Source organism: Persephonella marina EX-H1 (assembly GCF_000021565.1).
Classification (GTDB): domain Bacteria; phylum Aquificota; class Aquificia; order Aquificales; family Hydrogenothermaceae; genus Persephonella; species Persephonella marina.
Map to the genome: position 1 here is coordinate 1806457 of NC_012440.1, position 17899 is coordinate 1824355.

The window sequence follows — 17899 nt, forward strand, 5'->3', positions numbered from 1 at the left end:
CCCATACATCTGAATGTAAATATTTTTATATGCGAAATTTTCTATAACTCTTGATTTTCAATGTTTTTTCTCTGTTTTGTTCTGTAAGGTGTATGTGAGATGAGTATTTCTGTTCCATTAAGGACAGTTCTCTGTTCTTTTTGGGACAGTTCAGCTGTTAAGTATTCCCAGATTTTTCATCTTTGTTCTGAGCTGTTTCCTTGATATGCCGAGCTTCTCTGCAGCCCTTGTCTGGTTCCAGTTAACCTCTTCAAGAACTTTAAGTATGACCTTCTTTTCTATTTCGTAAAGGTTTGTCTCGCTTACCGGTATACGTTCAGACTTTATCTCCTTCTTTCCGAGTATTCTTGGTGGAAGATGTTCAGGTTTTATAACATCATGCTGGCACATAACAACAGCTCTTTCTATAGCATTTTCAAGCTCTCTAACATTACCTTTCCATTCGTAGTTTAAAAGTATTTCCATTGCCTCTTCAGATATATCGAGGATAGATTTGTTGTTAAGCCTGTTGAATTTGTTAAGAAAATGTCTTACAAGCAGAGGTATATCCTCTTTTCTTTCCCTTAAAGGAGGGACTTTAAGATGGATAACATTTATCCTGTAGAACAGATCCTCCCTGAACTTCTCCTCATAAACGAGCTGTTCAAGATCTCTGTTTGTGGCGGCTATTATTCTGCATTTAACAGGTATTAATTTTTTCCCTCCTAATCTGTAAAACTCCTTTTCCTGTAGAACTCTTAAAAGTTTAGCCTGTGGCATAGGCTGGAGTTCCCCTATCTCATCTAAAAAGAGAGTTCCTTCACCTGCAAGCTCAATCTTTCCTATCTCTGAGCTTACAGCACCTGTAAAAGAACCTTTCTCATGACCGAAAAGCTCGTTTTCAAAAAGTTCTGTAGGAATGGCAGAGCAGTTGACCGCAACAAAAGGGCTGTCAGATCTTTTTGATAGCTTATGTATAGCTCTTGCTATCAGTTCTTTCCCTGTTCCACTTTCACCTTCTATAAGAACTGTTGCTTCACTTTTACTTACAATTGATATCTCTTTAAAAAGATCTTTCATTCTTTTGCTTCTTCCGATGATACCACAGAACTCAGGAAGGTCTTCTGACTGGGATAGTTTCTGTTTGTCCAGATAAAAACTTATAATTTTCAGAAGGTTGTCTGAGTCTATAGGCTTTACTATATAATGGGTAGCTCCTTTCTGCATTGCCTCAACAGCACCGTTTATTGAGCCGTAAGCTGTGATTATAATAAATGGTGTTACCTTATCTTTTTCTCTTAGATACTCAAGTATCTCAATACCTGTTCCGTCAGGAAGTCTAAAATCACTGAGTATAATACTGAAAGGTCTTTCTGATATTTTTTTTAACGCCTCATTTTTTGTTACAGCGGTCTCTACTTCATATCCGTTGTCCTGAAGGATTTTACTTATTATCTTTATGATGCTCTCTTCATCATCAATAAGAAGAATCCTTTCCCTTTCCATCTTTCCCTGCTTATTAAAAATTATTTAATCATAATAAGATAAACGGAAGCTTTTGAAATTTCAAAGAAGTTTTTACTAACTAATTTGAAAATGGGTATCATTACCTATAAAATCTGAAAGAAAAAGGAGAGGTGCTGTTATGTGGCAGGTATTTTTATTAATAATTTTTATCTTTGGCTCTTCTTTTTCAGCTGAAAAGGATACAGCTAAACTTGAGATCTCAGACTCAACCTATCCTTCATTGAAGGTTGTTTACGACTGGAATCTAAAAAGTCCTGAGGAGGTATCAAGGGCTTTGACGTTTATAGGAAATCATATTAGAGCCTACACAGATCATTCACCTCTTGAGGAAGTGGAGATTGTTGTTGTCAGTCACGGTGCTGAAATACCTGTCTTTGCAAAGCAGAATGAAAAAATATTCAGAGAGAGTGTTGAGAGGATGAGATCTCTTTATGAAAACTACGGCGTAAGGTTTTATGTATGTTACAACGCAGCGAGAGCATTTGGTTTTGACATAAAAGACTTTCCTTCATATGTTATATTAACCCCTGCAGGTGTTGCTAAGCTTGCTGCTCTGCAGGAGGAAGGTTACAGGCTTGTTCCTGTTATTGTAAATGATTTTAAGACGGTGAAAGAGAGATACGGTAAAAGAAAATGAAGGTTTTTAAAGGTTTTTTACTGAGTTTAATTTTTATCATCTATTCTTACGGTGCGGACAGCATAATACTTGCTGTTCTGTCATCAGGAAACCCTGTAGATGAGTACAGGAAGTTCAAGGCTCTCTCGAATTACCTGTCTAATGTTCTGGACAGGGAAGTTCAGTTAAAGATAGTAGGTAAGTACACCCAGCTTTTAGACCTTTATGAAGAACAGCATATTGATATATCCATCTCATGCCCTGTTGTTTTTTACAAGATTAAAGAGAAACACAATGTTGAAGCTACAGCTGTTGTTAAGATTGACGGTATGATCCTTGAAGCGGGAGTTATAGTTGTCAGGAAAGATAGCGATATAAAGGATGTTAACGATTTAAGGGACAAAAAGGTAACACTTGGAAGCTCAATATGTGCAAGTAACTGTATAATGCCCCTTTATATTTTGAGTAAAGAGGGTATCACATACAGGGATATACCTGATATGTGGAGCTCAGGGAGTGATAAGGCTGCTATACTTGCTGTTATATCAGGTCTTGCTGATGCTGCAGGTGTAAAGGAAGAGAGCGCCCTTCTTTTTATAGACAGGATCAGAATTATAGCTAAATCACCTTATGTGCCGAGACTTGTTGTTGCCGTTTCAAAAGATATACCTGAAGATCTCAGAGTCAGGATAAAAAAAGCTCTTTACGATCTTAACGATGAGAAAACATTAAAGAGATTGGGGATAGATGGTTTTGAGAAACCTGAAAAAAGGATGTTTGAACTTATAAAGGATTATGAGGATATACTGAGCCAGTATCCATTACTGCAATGAAAAAACTTAAAGAGGGATACAAGAAGCTTTCTATACAGTGGAAGGTTGCTATAGCAACCTCTTTTTATATCCTTCTCGTTCTTTTAGGTGCTATTCTGTTTACAGCTTTCAGTTTTGAACAGAAGCTTCTTAAGGAGAGGGATCAGAACACTGTAGAGAATATAAAGGGTATCATAGAGAGTTATAAAGACAGTTTTATAATCAGAAATTTAGAGAAGATAGACGAGCTTGTAAGGAATATAAAGTCTATCCCTTCAGTTCAGCATGTTACAGTTTACGATATTGACGGGAGAATTATAGGGGATACCGATCTTTCTAACCTTGGAAAGATAGAGAATAACCTTGTTGATCTTTTCAGAAAAAATGGGAAAAGTTTTGTAAGAAAGAATGGGACGATTATAGATCACTTTTACTCGGTTCTTATTGATGATGAGGATGTTGTAGGTTACGTTAAAACAACTTACGATTACAGCATTATAAAGAGGAATATAGATACGGAGATACTGAGGATAATATTCCAGACACTTGCTATAGCTATGATAGTTATAGGTATATCTGCAGCTGGAACATTTGTTATCTCAGGATACATGACAAAACCTGTTGTCAGTCTGAAGGAAAAGATAACAGGTCTTAACCTTGATAATATAACTAAATCTTTAAGTGTGGAAAAGCCTTTGATGGAGACAGGTAACAGGGAGTGTATCAAAGGAGTGGTTAAGGAATGCTGGCTTGCTTCAGACAGTCCTGAGGACACACTTGATATATTAGGTGAGAGGGCCATGACCGAGTGTAAGGAGTGTGAAAAGTTTAAAAATCTGACAGGTGATGAGATACAGCAGCTCTCTTTAAGCTTTTATATGATGGTTGCATCACTGAAAGATTATCTGAGAAAACTTGAGGAAGCACATAGAGAGAGGGAGACTCTGAACTGTATGGCAACTATGGGAGAGATGAGTGCAAAGATAGCCCATGAGATAAAAAATGCCCTTTATGCTATAKGAAACGCAGCTAACTATATGAGGAAGAATATAGATAATCCTTTTGTTAACGAGTTTTCAACTGTTATTATAGAGGAAGTAAACAGGCTGAATGAGATGACTGTATCATTCCTTAACTTCTCAAAGCTGATAGAGCCAAAATTTAAGAATGGTGATCTGAACAGTGTTGTTAAGAAATCTGTTGATCTTCTAAGAGAGGATATTGAGATAGAAGGTATAAAGGTTATCACAGATCTTGATCCTGATCTGCCTGAGTTTAAGTTTGACGAAAATCTTATAAAGCAGGTGATCTTTAATCTTATACTTAATGCGATAGATGCTGTTAAAGAGAAGAACAGCAGTGATAAATATATAAAGATAGGAACGTATTATGACGAAAAGTATGATGGAACAGCTTCCGTTGTTCTTGAGGTTGAGGATAACGGGATAGGTATAAAAAAGGAGCACAGGGATAAGATATTCAAGCCCTTCTTCACAACTAAGTCAGATGGGACAGGTCTTGGACTCCCTATGGTTTATAAGATAATTTTCAGTCATGGTGGTATGATAGATGTTATATCAGAGTATGGGAAAGGAAGTGTATTTAAGATACAGTTCAGGATAAATTAGATGGTAGTTCTTGTATTTCTTATCGTTTTCTCAGTCTCTTTCTCCTTTGAGGAGTGTTTAGAGAAATTCAATGAAGAGAGATATCTTTCAGCAGATAGATGTTTTTCAGGGATAAAAGGTGATAATATTCTCTATCCTTATGCTGTTTACTACAGGGTTATTATAGGAACTGTAACGGACAATCTGGACAGAGATGTAGAGTCAAAACTTAAAGATCTTGATCGTTACGCTGTCACCCATTACGGTTATCTCAGTCTGGCGAGATACTATCTTAAAGAAGATATAGAAAAAGCCTTAAGATACATAAAGATGGTTGACAAAAAAGCTCTCCTGAAAGAGGATATCCCTTACTATCTTTATCTGAAATCCGAGATTTACAGAAAGAATGGAGATAAAAAAAGATCGTTTCTGATAAAGAAAAAACTTGCCACACAGTTTACATACGATAGATATTACGGCTTCAGAACTTTTCTGGAGATAAAGGACAGACTTTCGGAGAATGATGTATATAAAGCTGTTGATACGTTGTCATCTTACAGAATGTTCAAGAGAGCCTTAAAGATACTTCCTTTAGTTTCTTACTCACAGAGATACCTTTATTACAGGACAGTTCTTAACATAAAAATGAGAAGGTATAAGGATGCGGAGAGATATTTTTATCTTATGGATAAAAAGTCCAGATGGTATCAAAGGGCTGTTTACTCAATGATCATCTTTAATCACAGGGATTATGAAAAGCAGAAAGAGTTTTTCAGGATGCTTTTAAAAACAAAAAATAAAAAGCTGATAACAAAGGCTGCCCATAAGCTTATGAAGAAGAGCTTTTACAGGAGTGAGTACAAAGATTTTGATTATTTTGCATCATTTATAAAAAAAGATTTCAGATACTACTCCGATAGAATCTGGTTTACATTTTTAAAGGAATACAGGAAGGGAAATTACAGAAAAGCCTCAAGAATACTGGAAAAGAGTATCAGGTATTTCTCAGACAGAGCAAAGATATACTACTGGCTTTATCTGACATACAGACATTTTGACAGAAAAAAAGCAGAAGAATATCTTGTAAAGGCTTCATCTTTAAACAGTAAAAGTTTTTACTCATTATGGGCTAAAGAGAAGACAGGTATAAAGAAGGTTTCTGTAAAGATAACCACAATTCCTGAAGTTGATTTAGACAGGAGATTAAAACTTATAAAAACACTTAAGATGAAAGGTTTTTACAGGGAAAGCTATATGGAAGCCCTTTATTACAAGAGGAAAGATGGAGATCTGATTAAACTTTACAGGGTTTTCCCTGAGTTTACAGCGAGGGATTTCTCTTTAAATAAGGATTACTACACATTATCCTATCCGAAGCCTTTTTCCCATATTGATAGAAAAAATATCGTTTACAGTATAATGAGACAGGAGAGCTTTTTTGACGCTTTTGCTGTGTCAAGATCAAACGCTGTAGGTCTTATGCAGATAATACCGCCAACGGCTAGATGGATAGCAAAAAAGTTAGGAAAGAAGGATTTTGATATCACTGATCTTTTTGATCCCCAGACAAATATAAAGTTTGGCAGATGGTATATAGATTACCTGATAGATAGATTTAAAGGAAATCTTTTCCATGCTATAGCATCTTACAACGGCGGTGAGGTTATTGTAAGGAAAGTTATTAAAAATAACAGGATTGAGGATGTGGCAGAGTTTATTGAGTATATACCTTACAATGAGACAAGAAATTATGTGAAAAAGGTTTACAGAAATCTTATCATTTATAATTATAAATATCCTTCAGAGAGGTAAAGATGTTTACAGGTCTTATTGAAGAGGTTGGTAGGATAACAGGAATAAGGTATAAATCTGGCGGTCTTTCTATAGATGTTAAGGCTGAGAAGATATTGGAGGGGACAAAAATAGGGGACAGTATAGCTATAAATGGTGTATGTCTGACAGTTACAGATATATACAGTGACGGATTCTCGTTTGATCTTTCACAGGAGACATTAAACAGAACCAGTTTTAAAGATGTGAAAGTTGGAGATTTTCTGAATCTGGAAAGGGCTTTGAGGGTCTCAGACAGACTTGGGGGACATATAGTCCAGGGTCATGTTGATACAACAGGTGTTATAACAGGTATTTCACCATCTGGAGATCATACAATCTTTACAGTCCAGTTTCCTTCAGATTATAGGGATCTTGTTGTGGAGAAAGGATCAATAGCTGTTGATGGTATAAGTCTTACTGTAAATGAGATCAATGATAGCAGGGTTAAGATAAATATAATCCCTCATACGATACAGAACACAAATCTAAGATACAGGAAAGTTGGGGATGTTGTAAATTTAGAGTTTGATATTCTGGGAAAGTATGTTCTCAATATGCTGAGAAGAACCGGTACTGTAAAAACCACAGAAAGTCTTGAAAATCTACTGGACAGATTTTAAGATAATGAAGATATAAAAAAGCAGGTAAAAGTTGAGAAGAAATAATAATAACAAGCATTACGGCAACGTAAAGCCTAAAAATTACAGAGCTATCTACGAGGAGAAGTTTTACAACATTCTCTTTCAGCTCAGATACCCTCTGATGACAGTCATATTCTTTACAACACTTGGTGTTCTTATGCTTATGATAATAAACAACAAGAGCGACGGTCAGAGTGTTCTTAACTACTTCTTCCACACAGTTATAACATTCTCAACAGTTGGATACACGGAAGGTTACGGAACTGAAAATGTGAATCTTAACAGATTTTTCTCAACACTTTTCATTATGATAAGTATTCCGCTTGTTTATATATATGGACTTGTAACAACTGTAAATGTTTTTTTGAACAGCAATATTACAGAAATATTCAGGTACTGGAGGATGTATAAAGCTATGGATCAGCTTAAAGGTCATTATATCATCTGTAGATTTAACGGTATTACAAGGGAGCTTATGAAGAATCTTAAAAAAAGGGGAATCAAGTATGTTCTTGTTGAGCCTGATCCTGCCCTTGAGGAGGATATAAAAAATTTTGGTGTTGAGTACTACGTCATAGATGAGCCCCATAAGAGAAGTGTTCTACTTGGTGTTGGGATAGAAAGGGCTAAAGGTGTTATATCAGCTTTTGAGGAGAACACACAGGATCTTTCGGTTATTGTTACGGCAAGGCTTATTAGACCTGATAAAGACAAGTTCTCCATATTTGCTACGGCTACTACGGAAGGCGCAGCTGAAAAGATGAAGCTTTTAGGGGCGACTGAGGTTATAGTTCCTGATGTTGCTGTTGGAAGAAGAATGTCCTCTTTCGTTTTACATCCTCCTTCACCTACGCTGAGTGGTTTTCTTGAGAAGATAGCTTATGGGGAGAGAACCGATATTGATATTATAGAAGTTAAGGTTGATCAGAACTCTGATCTTATAGGTAAAAAACTTAAGGAAGTTAAAATGAGACAGGAAACAGGGGCAACTATTGTGGCTATTGTCAGGGCAGATGGTAAAATGAAGATAGCACCTTCAGGTGATGCCGAGATAAAGTTGGGAGATTCATTGATAATACTTGGTCATCCAAAAGCTCTTAGAAGGGCTGAGGAGTTTTTTGAGGCACATCATATACAAAACAAAGAAGGAGAAAAGGTATCATGATAAACTGGGGAAAAGTATGGTCTGACTTTTTTATATTCCTTGCACTTACAAGTAATGTCGGTTTTATATTCAGTCATGATCCATACCAGCTTATTATAGCTATAGGTGTTAATCTTCTTGCTACAGTTTTAAAGTTTGGTGCGAAGAAGATACTTGCAGCAGAACTTCTTGCAACAGCTCTTGTTGCTGATCTTCATCTTATCCCTGCAACGATACTGTACTTTATGGAGTTTCATGTTCCTCTTGCTATAGGCCTTGCAATAGGAGCAGCTGTAGCAAATGTTATATCCATAATAATGCTTATTATTGAGATAATCTTTGAATATCTCAAGGAAGAAGAGATCTAACTTTTTATCTGTATCTGGTTTTTATACATATTTATTATCTCTTCTTCCGTTGTTGCATCTTCAGGCCTTTTATCAAACCTGTATCTCCCTGTAAACCTTGGAAATCTAAGTCCAAGTCCTCTGTTTATCTTTATCCTGTCCCATCCACATGTGTGAACCGGACTTAATGTGAGCTCTGCTCCTGTGATCTCAAGGACCAGGAAAGGCTCATACCATATATCAGCGGATAGTATTGAGTTAACACGGGGATGTTTATGGTCCAGGGTATGCTCCTTTAGCAGATCGTCAAGTTTTTTAAAATCATCCTCTTTGAATCCTGTTCCAACTTTACAGACGGTTTTAAACTGATCTGTTTCAGGATCGTAACACGCCATAAGAAGTGAGCCAAAATATCCGGTTCTTGCACCTTTCCCATAAAAAGCGCCAACAACAACAAGATCAAGAGTGTCTGCAAGGTGTGATTTGTAATCCCTTTTATATTTAATCCAGAGGAATCCCCTCTTTCCAGCCTGATAGATAGAGTCCTTCTGGAGAGATTTACATACTAAACCTTCACATCCATCCTCTATAGCCTGATGGAAGAATGATTCAAGATCTTCAACATTATCAACTATCTTTCTCTCAGAAAGGTTTATCCTCTCTGTTATCTTTATGTTCTCCTCAAGTATCTTTCTTCTCTCAGGATAAGGCTTTAATGTCAGATCCTCTCCATTAAGATACATGATATCAAATATAAAACCTGCTATCGGGTACATCATTATATGAAATCTTGTTACATACTTGACCCTTCTGTTCATAAGATCCTGAAATGGTCTTATAGCCCCTGATGATGGATCTATAACAACAGCCTCAAGCTCAATTATACATTCTTCCGGGATACTCTCCTTTAAAAACTCAATAAGGTCTGGAAACTGGTCTGTTATGTTCTCAAGTCTTCTTGAAAACAGGTAAAATGTGTCTCCCTTTCTGTGAACCTGTATTCTCTCTCCATCATACTTGTATTCTGCTCCAGCTTTTCCACCAAGTTTTTTAAGTATGTATGATGGTATGGCCATCCTTTCAGCAAGCATAGGTCTTATAGGTCTTCCTATCTCTATCTTTATATTTTTGACAGCATCTAAACCTTTTTCAGCAAGAATCCTTGCAACATAACCAAGATCAGAGGATATGTTGTAAGCTCTCTCTATTATCTCTCTGTTCTCCTTTTTTCCTGTGAAGGCTATTGAGAGGGCATCCATTATTGTGTTATCGCCTATACCAAGTCTTAATCTTTCAGTTATGGTTCTGAGAAGGTACTTAACCTCCAGTGGGGAAGCCTTCTTTAGAAGCTCAGTGAAAAGCTGTAGCTTCTTTTTTGTTGATCCGTATCCTGTAGTCTGGGCTATCTCCCTGAGCGTTCTGTAAACTTCCTCAACAGTTAAGATCCCTTCAGGCTTTACACCTTTTTCCTCGTAAAGCTTCTTTCCAGCGTCGCCAAGATCACCTGTCTGTAAAACCTGATGCTGGATATCATGTTCAGATATGTTCAGTACAGTTGATAGAGCTTTAATCGCGGACTTTTCACTGAAGTTGTAGTCAAGACCTGTGTATTCCGGTGCTATTCTTCCGATTGATAGATATACAACTTTATCTATCAGTTCTGGTGGTGTTTCTTTAAAAAGATCAACAAGAGCCTGTGTCATCTTTATCCTGCTTGTTGTCTCTTCAAGAATCTGGTAAAGCTGAGCTAACTTTGTGTATTCCATAACTCCCTCCATTTATGTTTCCTGTCATAAAGAGTTTTTTAAGATGGATATAATAATAAAGGTAGTAACTATCTAAGGGGGTATCAAATGGAATACTACGATGTGATTATAATAGGAGGAGGTCCTGCAGGACTGACAACAGCTCTGACACTTGCATCGGCAGAAGGTAAATTCCCGTTTGTTGAAGGGAAGAGATACCTCGTTATTTACGATCAGTACTCGGACCTTGACAAGGCTCTCTTAAACAACGTTCCGGGGATAGAAAAGGGAACCTATGGAAGAGATCTTTTAAAGAAGATCAGAGATCAGGTCAGTGAGTATGGATCTGTTGATCTTGTTCAGGACAGGGTTGTAAAAGCTGAAGGTGAAAAGGGAGATTTTAGAGTATATACAGAAAGTGGGAAGGGCTTCAGATCAGATATACTTGTTATAGCAACAGGTTTTCACAGGTTTGATATAGAAGGATTAGACATAAATGTTGTTCCCCATACCAGATCTCCAAGACCAAATAAGATAATGATTGAGAATAATGACAACCTTGTGAGAGATGGTCTGTATGTTGCCGGACTTGTTGCAGGGGAACCTACTATGTTTGTCTCAGCAGCAGGATCAGGTGCGAAGGTTGCATGTGATATACTCTCACTCTGGGCTGGAAAAACAGTTGTAGTACACGATGTTCCTGAAGGGGAATAAGGGAAGAACCCTTATTCCTGATTTAATAAAAATGTTGTTATAGTTCTTACCGGAAATCCTGTTGCACCTTTTGGATGATAGTACCATCCTTTTGTGTTATGTGCAGGACCTGCAATATCTATATGAACCCATGGTATCTTTTTATCAACAAACTTTTCAAGGAAAAGGCCAGCTGTTATTGCTCCACCGTATCTTGTTGTTCCAATGTTGTAGACATCAGCATGTGGAGCTTTTATATGTTCTCTTAGCATATCATTGAAAGGTAGAGGCCACATCCACTCACCTGTTCTCTTTGATATATCAAGTATCTGGTCTATCAGTCTCTCATCATTTCCCATAACACCTGCTGTATACTCACCAAGGGCTACAACACATGCTCCAGTTAGAGTTGCCATATCAATAATAGCGTCAGGTTTTAGTTCAGAGGCGTAACAGAGAGCATCTGCAAGGGTTAGCCTTCCCTCAGCGTCAGTATTTCCTATCTCAATAGTGACGCCATTTTTTGCCTTGATAATATCGTCAGGTCTGTAAGATCTTCCATCTGGCATATTTTCAGCGGCTGCTATTATACCGTGAACCTCAACATCTGGCTTTAACTGTCCTATAGCCTTGAATATCCCTAAGACAGCACAGGCACCTGATTTGTCAGCCTTCATCCATCTCATATAATCTCCAGGTTTTATGTTAAGACCTCCACTGTCAAATGTGAGACCTTTTCCTATTAGTGCTATCTTTTTCTTTGGTTTTTCAGGTCTGTATATGATATGGATAAATCTTGGTGGATTTGCACTTCCTTTCGCAACAGCGAGGTATGCGTTCATTCCCATCTTCTCAATCTCTTCCTCATCGTAAATCTTTACCTCAAAACCGTACTCTCTGGCTAGATCCTGTGCTATCTGTGCAAGCTTTTCAGGTGTTATAACATTCCCAGGTTCGTTAACAATATCCCTTGTAAAGTTCTGAGATTCTGCGAGGATCTTACCAACCTTAACAGACTGTTCAGCTTTATTTTTGAATCTTCTCTTTACCCTTATCTGGAGCTCTTTTATCCTGTACTCATCTTTTTTTGATAGATACTTATCAAATCTGTAATTTCCTAAAATAACACCTTCAACAACCGCCTGAGCTATACTGTCCTCACCTTCTTTTATCACTGATAGTGGTTCTGCATCTATGAGGAATCTGTCTATTTTAAGCTTTTTAGTGGTTTTTACGCTGATATTTCCAAGTCTTCTAACTTTATCAAGATCAGCCTTTCTTCTAGATCCAGCACCTATTAGTATCACATAGTCCATCTTTCCTTTTCCAAATGTAGGAACAACAAGTATCTTTCCATCACTTCCATCAAACTTCTGTTCTCTTTTCAGCTGGGATATAGCACCATCTAAAATCCTGTCTAAATCCTCAATCTCAGGGGATAGCTTCCTGTCCTCTTTAAATGAAAAGGATATTACAGCTCTTACTCTGGCATTTTTTAGATGTCCACTTGTTATTTTTATGTTCATTTTCATCCCTCTTTTTGTAATAATGTTCTTAACAAAATATTTTATCAAAAATCATTATACGGCAGGGAGGGTTTAAAATGAGAACATTTATCTTATCTACAGAAACATTTATTCCTGAGCTACTGGATCCTGTTGAGATCGTTAACGCTCTTTATCCTGTTGAAAAGGTGGGAAGGAGGGTAAATCTTCTTGCAAGAAAGATGGCGGAAAATATAGGTATTGAAAGAAGGCCTTTTGTTCTTGATCTTGAAAGTCTGCCAGAGAAAAGACTGAAAAAAAAGGAAAATCATCCTGCCCGGTGGGGAGAGAGGATAATAAACCGTTTTGTAGACCTTGTAGGAAGGGACAGTATTGGTTTTCTCTCTATATCTTACAACATCTCATATCATATTGATTATCTTCCAAATCTTATAACACAGATTGTAATGAAAACAGGATTAAAACTTGACCAGCCACCGGAGGAACTTCCCTACTATGGATGTGCATCAGGGGTGCTTTCTATAAAAAATGCTGTTTCTTACTGTAAAAGATCTGGTAAGGCTGCGATTGTATTTGTCTTTGATCAGTGTTCAAAGCTTGCATATACACCGTCCGATAGTAATGATCCTTATATTAAAAAAACGATGAAATCAAACCTCCTTTTCTCAGATGGAGCTGCGGGACTTATTATTATCCCTGAAAATATGAAGCCTTCAGGATCTTTACCTGAGATATTAGACATACAGACAGGTTATATCCCGGGTGACGGCATAAAGATGGAAAATGGAGCGTTCACATTAAATAACAGCGTAAAGAATATCGTTCCTCCTGTAGTTTCTGAAAAGGTTATAAAACCTGTTCTGGAAAAACACGGCATAGACAAGGAAGATATAAAGGAGTGGTCCATACATCAGGGAGGTCTGGCTATTATTGATAGATTTAAGGATGAAGAGGTTCTTGGACTTACCGAGGATCAGATAAAAAGATCAAAGGAGTTCTTCCACAGATATGGAAATTTGAGCTCACCAAGCTGTTTTCTTACATTTGACAGTTTTTTTAATGAAAACAGGGAAAGATCAGGTGATACAGGTATGATTGTAGGTTTTGGAGCAGGTTATTATATGGGGTCTGTTCTGTACAGGTGGGAATAGGGCTTCATTATGATCAAACTCATTTTTATATTAATATTCAGGGATTAATATATTGATCTAAATCAATAAACAGGAGGTTGGTAAAATGCCTAAGGTAAATACCTATGTAGATATCTCAGAGGTAGAAAAAGAGGCTAAAAAGGACTTTATAGACAGACATTCACCATTCGTACATGTGGAAGGTGAGGCTGTTAAAGGACAGAAGCTTAAAGTAAAGGTAAAGGTTGGTAATGAGTACTCCCATCCAGATGATTTTGATCATTATATAGCCTATGTTCAGCTCTGGGATGGAGATACACTTCTCGGTCAGGCTACATTTACACCTGGAACACTCGGAAATGAAAGAGGTCAGGTTGAGGTTGACTTTTATATTGTTCCAAAATCTAATAAACTTAAATTAAACGCTATGAGCTACTGCACCAAGCATGGCCTCTGGCAGAGTGAGTATGTAGAGGTTGAAGTTAAAGAGCCAGTTTCTGCATAATATTTAGGCCCCTCAGGGGCCTTTAAATTAATGATGGAGTGAAATTATGGATGAGAAAAAATTAAGCTCAAACCCTTTTATGACAAATATGAAATTCCTTGAAAATGTGCAGGAAGGTACAGAGTTTGAAAGGATTCTGAAGATACTTACAGTTCCTTCAAAAAGCGGTATTTATATATCAAGATACGATATAAGGGAGCTGGGAAAGTCTTTAGGTGTTCAGCTTCCTGTCAGAGAGAGAAAGGAGATGTTAAAGGATCTTTTCATATACGCAAAACAGATGGATAATCTTAAAGGTTTTATAGATCTTTTAATCTCTTTTGTTGATCACAGAATTTCCCAGTACAGGGAACTTCAGGAGAGATACCCAAAATCATCATCTCTTATGGAAAAATGGGTTAAAAAAGCTGAGTCATTGAAAACATTCCTGGAAAATATGAAAAAAGAGGTTGATATATACAGGAATATCTAGGGGCGAAGCTGAAGCAGGATATCATCCCCGAATCTTTTTATATCTTCAAGATGGAGATTTATACTTTTATCAACAGTATCAATTCCAAGTTTTCCAAAAGAGGATATACCATCCTCTCCTATAATCTTAGGTGCTATAAAAACGGAAATTCTGTCAAACAGCTTTTCCTTTAAAAACTGCGTTATCAGATCTCTCCCTCCTTCAATAAATAGATGAACAACATCCAGAGAGTAAAGATTTTTTAATATATCGTTCAGATCAAACCTTCTATTTTTTAATGGGAGTCTAACTATCTGGACACCTTTATCTTCAAGCCTTTTTATCTTATTCCTATCAGCGATGTCTGATGTGAACAGAACAGTTTTCGCTTCATTATTAAACACATTATAATCTTCTGGAATTTTTAGATCTTTATCCAGAACCACTCTTAAAGGCTGTCTCTCCGTTTCAGTGTATCTTACGGTTAAATTTGGGTTATCTTTAAGAACTGTGTTTGTTCCGACCATTATCGCTGTTGATTCCCTACGAAGTTTATGTACGTATCTCCTTGATTCTTCAGATGTTATCCATTTTGATGATCCTGTTCCTGTTGCTATCTTACCATCCAAGGATTGAGCTATTTTCAGGTGTATAAAAGGTCTTTTTTCCTTAATATAAACGAAAAAGTCTTCATTTAACTTTCTTGCCTCATCCTGAAGAACACCTACAACTGTTTCTATCCCGTGTTTTTTTAGGATTTCAACACCTTTACCTGAGACCTGAGGATTAGGATCAACTGTGGCTATAACAACCCTTTTTATTCTCCTGTCTATTATTGCCTCTGTACATGGTGGTGTTCTTCCGTAATGGCAGCAGGGCTCAAGTGTTACGTACATAGTTGAGCCTTCCAGGTTAAAACCTTTTTTTATGGCATCATTTATAGCCTCCCTTTCCGCGTGGGGCATGCCTGCTTTTTTATGAAACCCTTTTCCAATTATCTTTCCATCTTTAACGATAACAGCTCCCACAGTAGGGTTTGGGTGTGTGAGACCTTTTCTGAGCTCAGCTAACCTCAAAGCCTCTTTCATAAATATTTCATCATTTACCCTTTCCATATTGTTCAGCTCCCTGTCAGGATTTATATTTAAAAACAGTTAAATTTTAACAGGGGATAAAAATGTATAACATAAACAGGGATTTAGCAAACATATTCAAGAAGATGGCAGCTATATACGAGTTTTTAGATGACAGGTTCAGGGCTATGGCTTACCAGAGAGCGGCCCACATTATAGAGGATCTTCCAGAGGATATTAGAAATTATATTGTTTCTGGAAAGCTCTATATGATAAGAGGGATAGGACCAAGTATTGCCTCAAAGATTGAGGAGTATGTTAAAACCGGAAAGATCCAGAAGTTTGAAGAACTGAAAAAACAGGTTCCAGAGGATTTTATTGAGCTTATAGACCTTCCAGGTTTTGGTCCAAAAACCCTTAAGAAAATACATGATGAGCTTGGTATAAGCACTAAGGAAGAGCTCGTTAAAGCTCTAAAGGACGGAAGGGTTGAAAAGCTTGAGGGATTCGGTCCTAAAAAGGTTGAGAATATGCTCAAAGGTCTACAGATGTATGAGATATCAAAGAGAAGAATTATACTCTGGGAGGCACTGCAGATATCGGAGTATCTTAAGGAAAAGCTAAAATCAGGGCTGAAAGAGATAAAAAAGATAGAGGTTGCAGGAAGTGTAAGGAGGAGAAAGGAGACTATAGGAGATATAGATATCCTTGTAACTGCTGAAGATAAATATAGATCAAAGATAATGGATTTTTTCACATCCATTGAAGAGGTCTCGGAGGTTCTTGTTAAAGGTCCAAAAAAATCATCTGTAATAATGAAGTTTGAAGGAAAGGAGAGGCAGGTTGATCTAAGAATCTTTAATGATGATGAGTGGGGAGCTGCCCTTCAGTATTTTACAGGCTCAAAACAGCATAACGTTCATCTGAGGGAGATAGCAAAAGAGAAGGGACTTAAGATAAATGAGTACGGTGTTTTTGATGCAAAAACAGACAAAAAGATAGCAGGTGAGACTGAGGAGAGTGTTTATCAGTCTGTAGGTCTGAAATGGATACCTCCAGAGCTGAGGGAGGATAGAGGTGAGATTGAGGCTTCTATGAGGGATGCCCTTCCCGACCTTGTTGAGCTTAAAGATATAAAAGGTGATCTTCATGTCCATTCAACATGGTCTGATGGCGTCGTATCAATTAAAGAGATTATAGATTTTGTCAAAAAGAAGTACAGATATGATTATATAGCCATAACTGATCACTCAAAATCACAGAGGGTTGCACACGGTCTTGATGAGGGAAGGCTTTTAGAGGAGATAAATGAGATAAAGCTTTTAAACAAGATGATAGGATTTGATTTTGTAAAAACAGGAATAGAGGTTGATATTCTTTTAGATGGCTCACTTGATCTACCAGATGATGTTCTGTCAAAACTTGACTGGGTTGTTGCCTCCGTTCACAGCCATTTTAATAGAGATAACACAGACAGGATAATAAAGGCTATGGAAAACCCTTATGTTAATGTTATCGGTCATATGACAGGAAGGCTGATAGGACTGAGGGAAGGATATCCTGTTGATATGAATGCTGTTATAAAGGCTGCTAAAGAGACAGGAACAGCTCTTGAGATTAACGCACAGCCAAGAAGGATGGATATTGATGAGATCTGGATTAGAAAAGCTGTTGAAGAAGGGGTAAAGCTTGTTATCTCAACTGATGCTCATAACCTTGGAAATTTTGCATTTATGGAGATAGGTGTTTATATAGCAAGGAGAGGCTGGGCTGAAAAGAAGGACATACTCAACACGGGAAGCTGGAAGGATATACAGAGATTTATAACGGAAAAGAGAAAAAGGTTTGGTGTGAAGTATGTTTAATAAGGGGGGAGTGTTATGTATTCTGTCCGCAGTATTGTTAAAGGAGGCTCATTTAATGATACTGTCTTTGAGACATTCAGGGAGATGTTAGGAGATGAGAAGTACAATGAACTTAAGGATTTTTTAGATTTTTACAGAATTGAGTGCAGGGTTGATGAAAAGAACAGGCTTGTTATATCTATCTATTTTTCCTATGAGAAGAAATGGTATGATGTTGCCATGGTTGATCTTAATGATGGAAGTATAAAGAAATTTTTAACGGACAGGGAGTTCATATCAAAGATAAATAATGAGAACCTCTATATACTCTCTAATCTTGAAAGTGAGATAAAGAGAACATCAACTGTTATACTGTCCATAATAGCCTTTCTTATAGGGGCATCAATCGGAATCATAATCTTGCAGATCCTTTAATGTTAAAATATT

General features: G+C 37.1%; 17 protein-coding genes. 13 read left to right on the forward strand and 4 right to left on the reverse strand.

Annotated features, from left to right (window positions below; translation table 11 throughout):
* Positions 1-150 precede the first annotated feature (150 nt).
* Entirely contained in the window at positions 151-1485 is a 1335-nt protein-coding gene (locus PERMA_RS09410; protein WP_012676218.1) for a sigma-54-dependent transcriptional regulator, read from the reverse strand.
* A gap of 139 nt (positions 1486-1624) precedes the next feature.
* On the opposite strand from PERMA_RS09410, the gene PERMA_RS09415 reads away from it, so the two are divergent.
* From PERMA_RS09415 to PERMA_RS09445, 7 genes are read left to right on the forward strand one after another with little or no spacing between them, the layout of a single operon-like run.
* Entirely contained in the window at positions 1625-2143 is a 519-nt protein-coding gene (locus PERMA_RS09415) for a DsrE family protein (RefSeq protein WP_012675880.1), read from the forward strand.
* On the forward strand, positions 2140-2955 hold the full coding sequence (locus PERMA_RS09420; RefSeq protein WP_012675309.1) for a phosphate/phosphite/phosphonate ABC transporter substrate-binding protein: 816 nt from the start codon (positions 2140-2142) through the stop codon (positions 2953-2955). Before PERMA_RS09415 ends, PERMA_RS09420 begins: the two co-directional genes overlap by 4 nt.
* Positions 2952-4562, forward strand: a complete 1611-nt coding sequence (locus PERMA_RS09425; RefSeq protein ID WP_041530944.1) for a two-component system sensor histidine kinase NtrB — start codon at positions 2952-2954, stop codon at positions 4560-4562. The genes PERMA_RS09420 and PERMA_RS09425 overlap by 4 nt, the downstream gene beginning before the upstream one ends.
* On the forward strand, positions 4563-6353 hold the full coding sequence (locus PERMA_RS10600) for a lytic transglycosylase domain-containing protein (RefSeq protein WP_012676326.1): 1791 nt from the start codon (positions 4563-4565) through the stop codon (positions 6351-6353).
* Positions 6354-6355: 2 nt separating this feature from the next.
* The gene (locus tag PERMA_RS09435) at positions 6356-6994 is read left to right on the forward strand and encodes a riboflavin synthase (RefSeq protein WP_012675712.1); all 639 of its coding nucleotides are present in this window, start codon (positions 6356-6358) and stop codon (positions 6992-6994) included.
* A 31-nt stretch (positions 6995-7025) separates the two neighbouring features.
* Entirely contained in the window at positions 7026-8180 is a 1155-nt protein-coding gene (locus PERMA_RS09440; RefSeq protein WP_015898900.1) for a potassium channel family protein, read from the forward strand.
* Positions 8177-8527, forward strand: a complete 351-nt coding sequence (locus PERMA_RS09445) for a DUF6394 family protein (RefSeq protein ID WP_012676726.1) — start codon at positions 8177-8179, stop codon at positions 8525-8527. Before PERMA_RS09440 ends, PERMA_RS09445 begins: the two co-directional genes overlap by 4 nt.
* Here the strand turns inward: PERMA_RS09445 and PERMA_RS09450 are convergent.
* The gene (locus PERMA_RS09450) at positions 8524-10272 is read right to left on the reverse strand and encodes an ATP-dependent DNA ligase (protein WP_012675468.1); all 1749 of its coding nucleotides are present in this window, start codon (positions 10270-10272) and stop codon (positions 8524-8526) included. The two genes, PERMA_RS09445 and PERMA_RS09450, sit on opposite strands and share 4 nt — an antisense overlap.
* Positions 10273-10359: 87 nt before the next feature.
* On the opposite strand from PERMA_RS09450, the gene PERMA_RS09455 reads away from it, so the two are divergent.
* Positions 10360-10965, forward strand: coding sequence for an FAD-dependent oxidoreductase (locus PERMA_RS09455; RefSeq protein WP_012676283.1), 606 nt, complete (start codon positions 10360-10362; stop codon positions 10963-10965).
* Between the two features lie 11 nt (positions 10966-10976).
* On the opposite strand, the gene PERMA_RS09460 is transcribed toward PERMA_RS09455, so the two are convergent.
* Positions 10977-12470, reverse strand: coding sequence for a leucyl aminopeptidase (locus PERMA_RS09460; RefSeq protein ID WP_012675442.1), 1494 nt, complete (start codon positions 12468-12470; stop codon positions 10977-10979).
* Positions 12471-12547: 77 nt separating this feature from the next.
* On the opposite strand from PERMA_RS09460, the gene PERMA_RS09465 reads away from it, so the two are divergent.
* The 3 genes from PERMA_RS09465 (at position 12548) to PERMA_RS09475 (ending at position 14556) form a co-directional block, all read left to right on the forward strand.
* Positions 12548-13600: a 3-oxoacyl-[acyl-carrier-protein] synthase III C-terminal domain-containing protein gene (locus PERMA_RS09465; RefSeq protein ID WP_012675250.1), complete on the forward strand. Its 1053-nt coding sequence runs from the start codon at positions 12548-12550 to the stop codon at positions 13598-13600.
* Positions 13601-13685: 85 nt separating this feature from the next.
* Positions 13686-14084, forward strand: a complete 399-nt coding sequence (locus PERMA_RS09470) for a class II SORL domain-containing protein (RefSeq protein WP_015899015.1) — start codon at positions 13686-13688, stop codon at positions 14082-14084.
* A gap of 46 nt (positions 14085-14130) precedes the next feature.
* Positions 14131-14556 (forward strand): hypothetical protein, encoded by a 426-nt coding sequence (locus PERMA_RS09475; protein ID WP_012676890.1) that lies wholly within the window; start codon positions 14131-14133, stop codon positions 14554-14556.
* On the opposite strand, the gene ribD is transcribed toward PERMA_RS09475, so the two are convergent.
* Entirely contained in the window at positions 14553-15650 is a 1098-nt protein-coding gene (gene ribD / locus PERMA_RS09480; RefSeq protein WP_012676008.1) for a bifunctional diaminohydroxyphosphoribosylaminopyrimidine deaminase/5-amino-6-(5-phosphoribosylamino)uracil reductase RibD, read from the reverse strand. The genes PERMA_RS09475 and ribD overlap by 4 nt on opposite strands.
* Positions 15651-15712: 62 nt before the next feature.
* Between ribD and polX the strand changes: the two genes are divergently transcribed.
* The gene (gene polX, locus PERMA_RS09485) at positions 15713-17473 is read left to right on the forward strand and encodes a DNA polymerase/3'-5' exonuclease PolX (protein WP_012675702.1); all 1761 of its coding nucleotides are present in this window, start codon (positions 15713-15715) and stop codon (positions 17471-17473) included.
* Positions 17474-17488: 15 nt separating this feature from the next.
* Positions 17489-17887: a hypothetical protein gene (locus PERMA_RS09490; RefSeq protein ID WP_012675779.1), complete on the forward strand. Its 399-nt coding sequence runs from the start codon at positions 17489-17491 to the stop codon at positions 17885-17887.
* Positions 17888-17899: the final 12 nt, after the last annotated feature.

Coding starts and splice junctions, on each gene's coding strand:
- PERMA_RS10600 (WP_012676326.1), top strand. CDS start 4,563: ATGGTAGTTCTTGTATTTCTTATCGTTTTCTCAGTCTCTTTCTCCTTT.
- PERMA_RS09460 (WP_012675442.1), bottom strand. CDS start 12,470: ATGAACATAAAAATAACAAGTGGACATCTAAAAAATGCCAGAGTAAGA.
- PERMA_RS09420 (WP_012675309.1), top strand. CDS start 2,140: ATGAAGGTTTTTAAAGGTTTTTTACTGAGTTTAATTTTTATCATCTAT.
- PERMA_RS09475 (WP_012676890.1), top strand. CDS start 14,131: ATGGATGAGAAAAAATTAAGCTCAAACCCTTTTATGACAAATATGAAA.
- PERMA_RS09455 (WP_012676283.1), top strand. CDS start 10,360: ATGGAATACTACGATGTGATTATAATAGGAGGAGGTCCTGCAGGACTG.
- ribD (WP_012676008.1), bottom strand. CDS start 15,650: ATGGAAAGGGTAAATGATGAAATATTTATGAAAGAGGCTTTGAGGTTA.
- PERMA_RS09410 (WP_012676218.1), bottom strand. CDS start 1,485: ATGGAAAGGGAAAGGATTCTTCTTATTGATGATGAAGAGAGCATCATA.
- PERMA_RS09415 (WP_012675880.1), top strand. CDS start 1,625: ATGTGGCAGGTATTTTTATTAATAATTTTTATCTTTGGCTCTTCTTTT.
- PERMA_RS09470 (WP_015899015.1), top strand. CDS start 13,686: ATGCCTAAGGTAAATACCTATGTAGATATCTCAGAGGTAGAAAAAGAG.
- PERMA_RS09445 (WP_012676726.1), top strand. CDS start 8,177: ATGATAAACTGGGGAAAAGTATGGTCTGACTTTTTTATATTCCTTGCA.
- PERMA_RS09465 (WP_012675250.1), top strand. CDS start 12,548: ATGAGAACATTTATCTTATCTACAGAAACATTTATTCCTGAGCTACTG.
- PERMA_RS09450 (WP_012675468.1), bottom strand. CDS start 10,272: ATGGAATACACAAAGTTAGCTCAGCTTTACCAGATTCTTGAAGAGACA.
- PERMA_RS09490 (WP_012675779.1), top strand. CDS start 17,489: ATGTATTCTGTCCGCAGTATTGTTAAAGGAGGCTCATTTAATGATACT.
- polX (WP_012675702.1), top strand. CDS start 15,713: ATGTATAACATAAACAGGGATTTAGCAAACATATTCAAGAAGATGGCA.
- PERMA_RS09435 (WP_012675712.1), top strand. CDS start 6,356: ATGTTTACAGGTCTTATTGAAGAGGTTGGTAGGATAACAGGAATAAGG.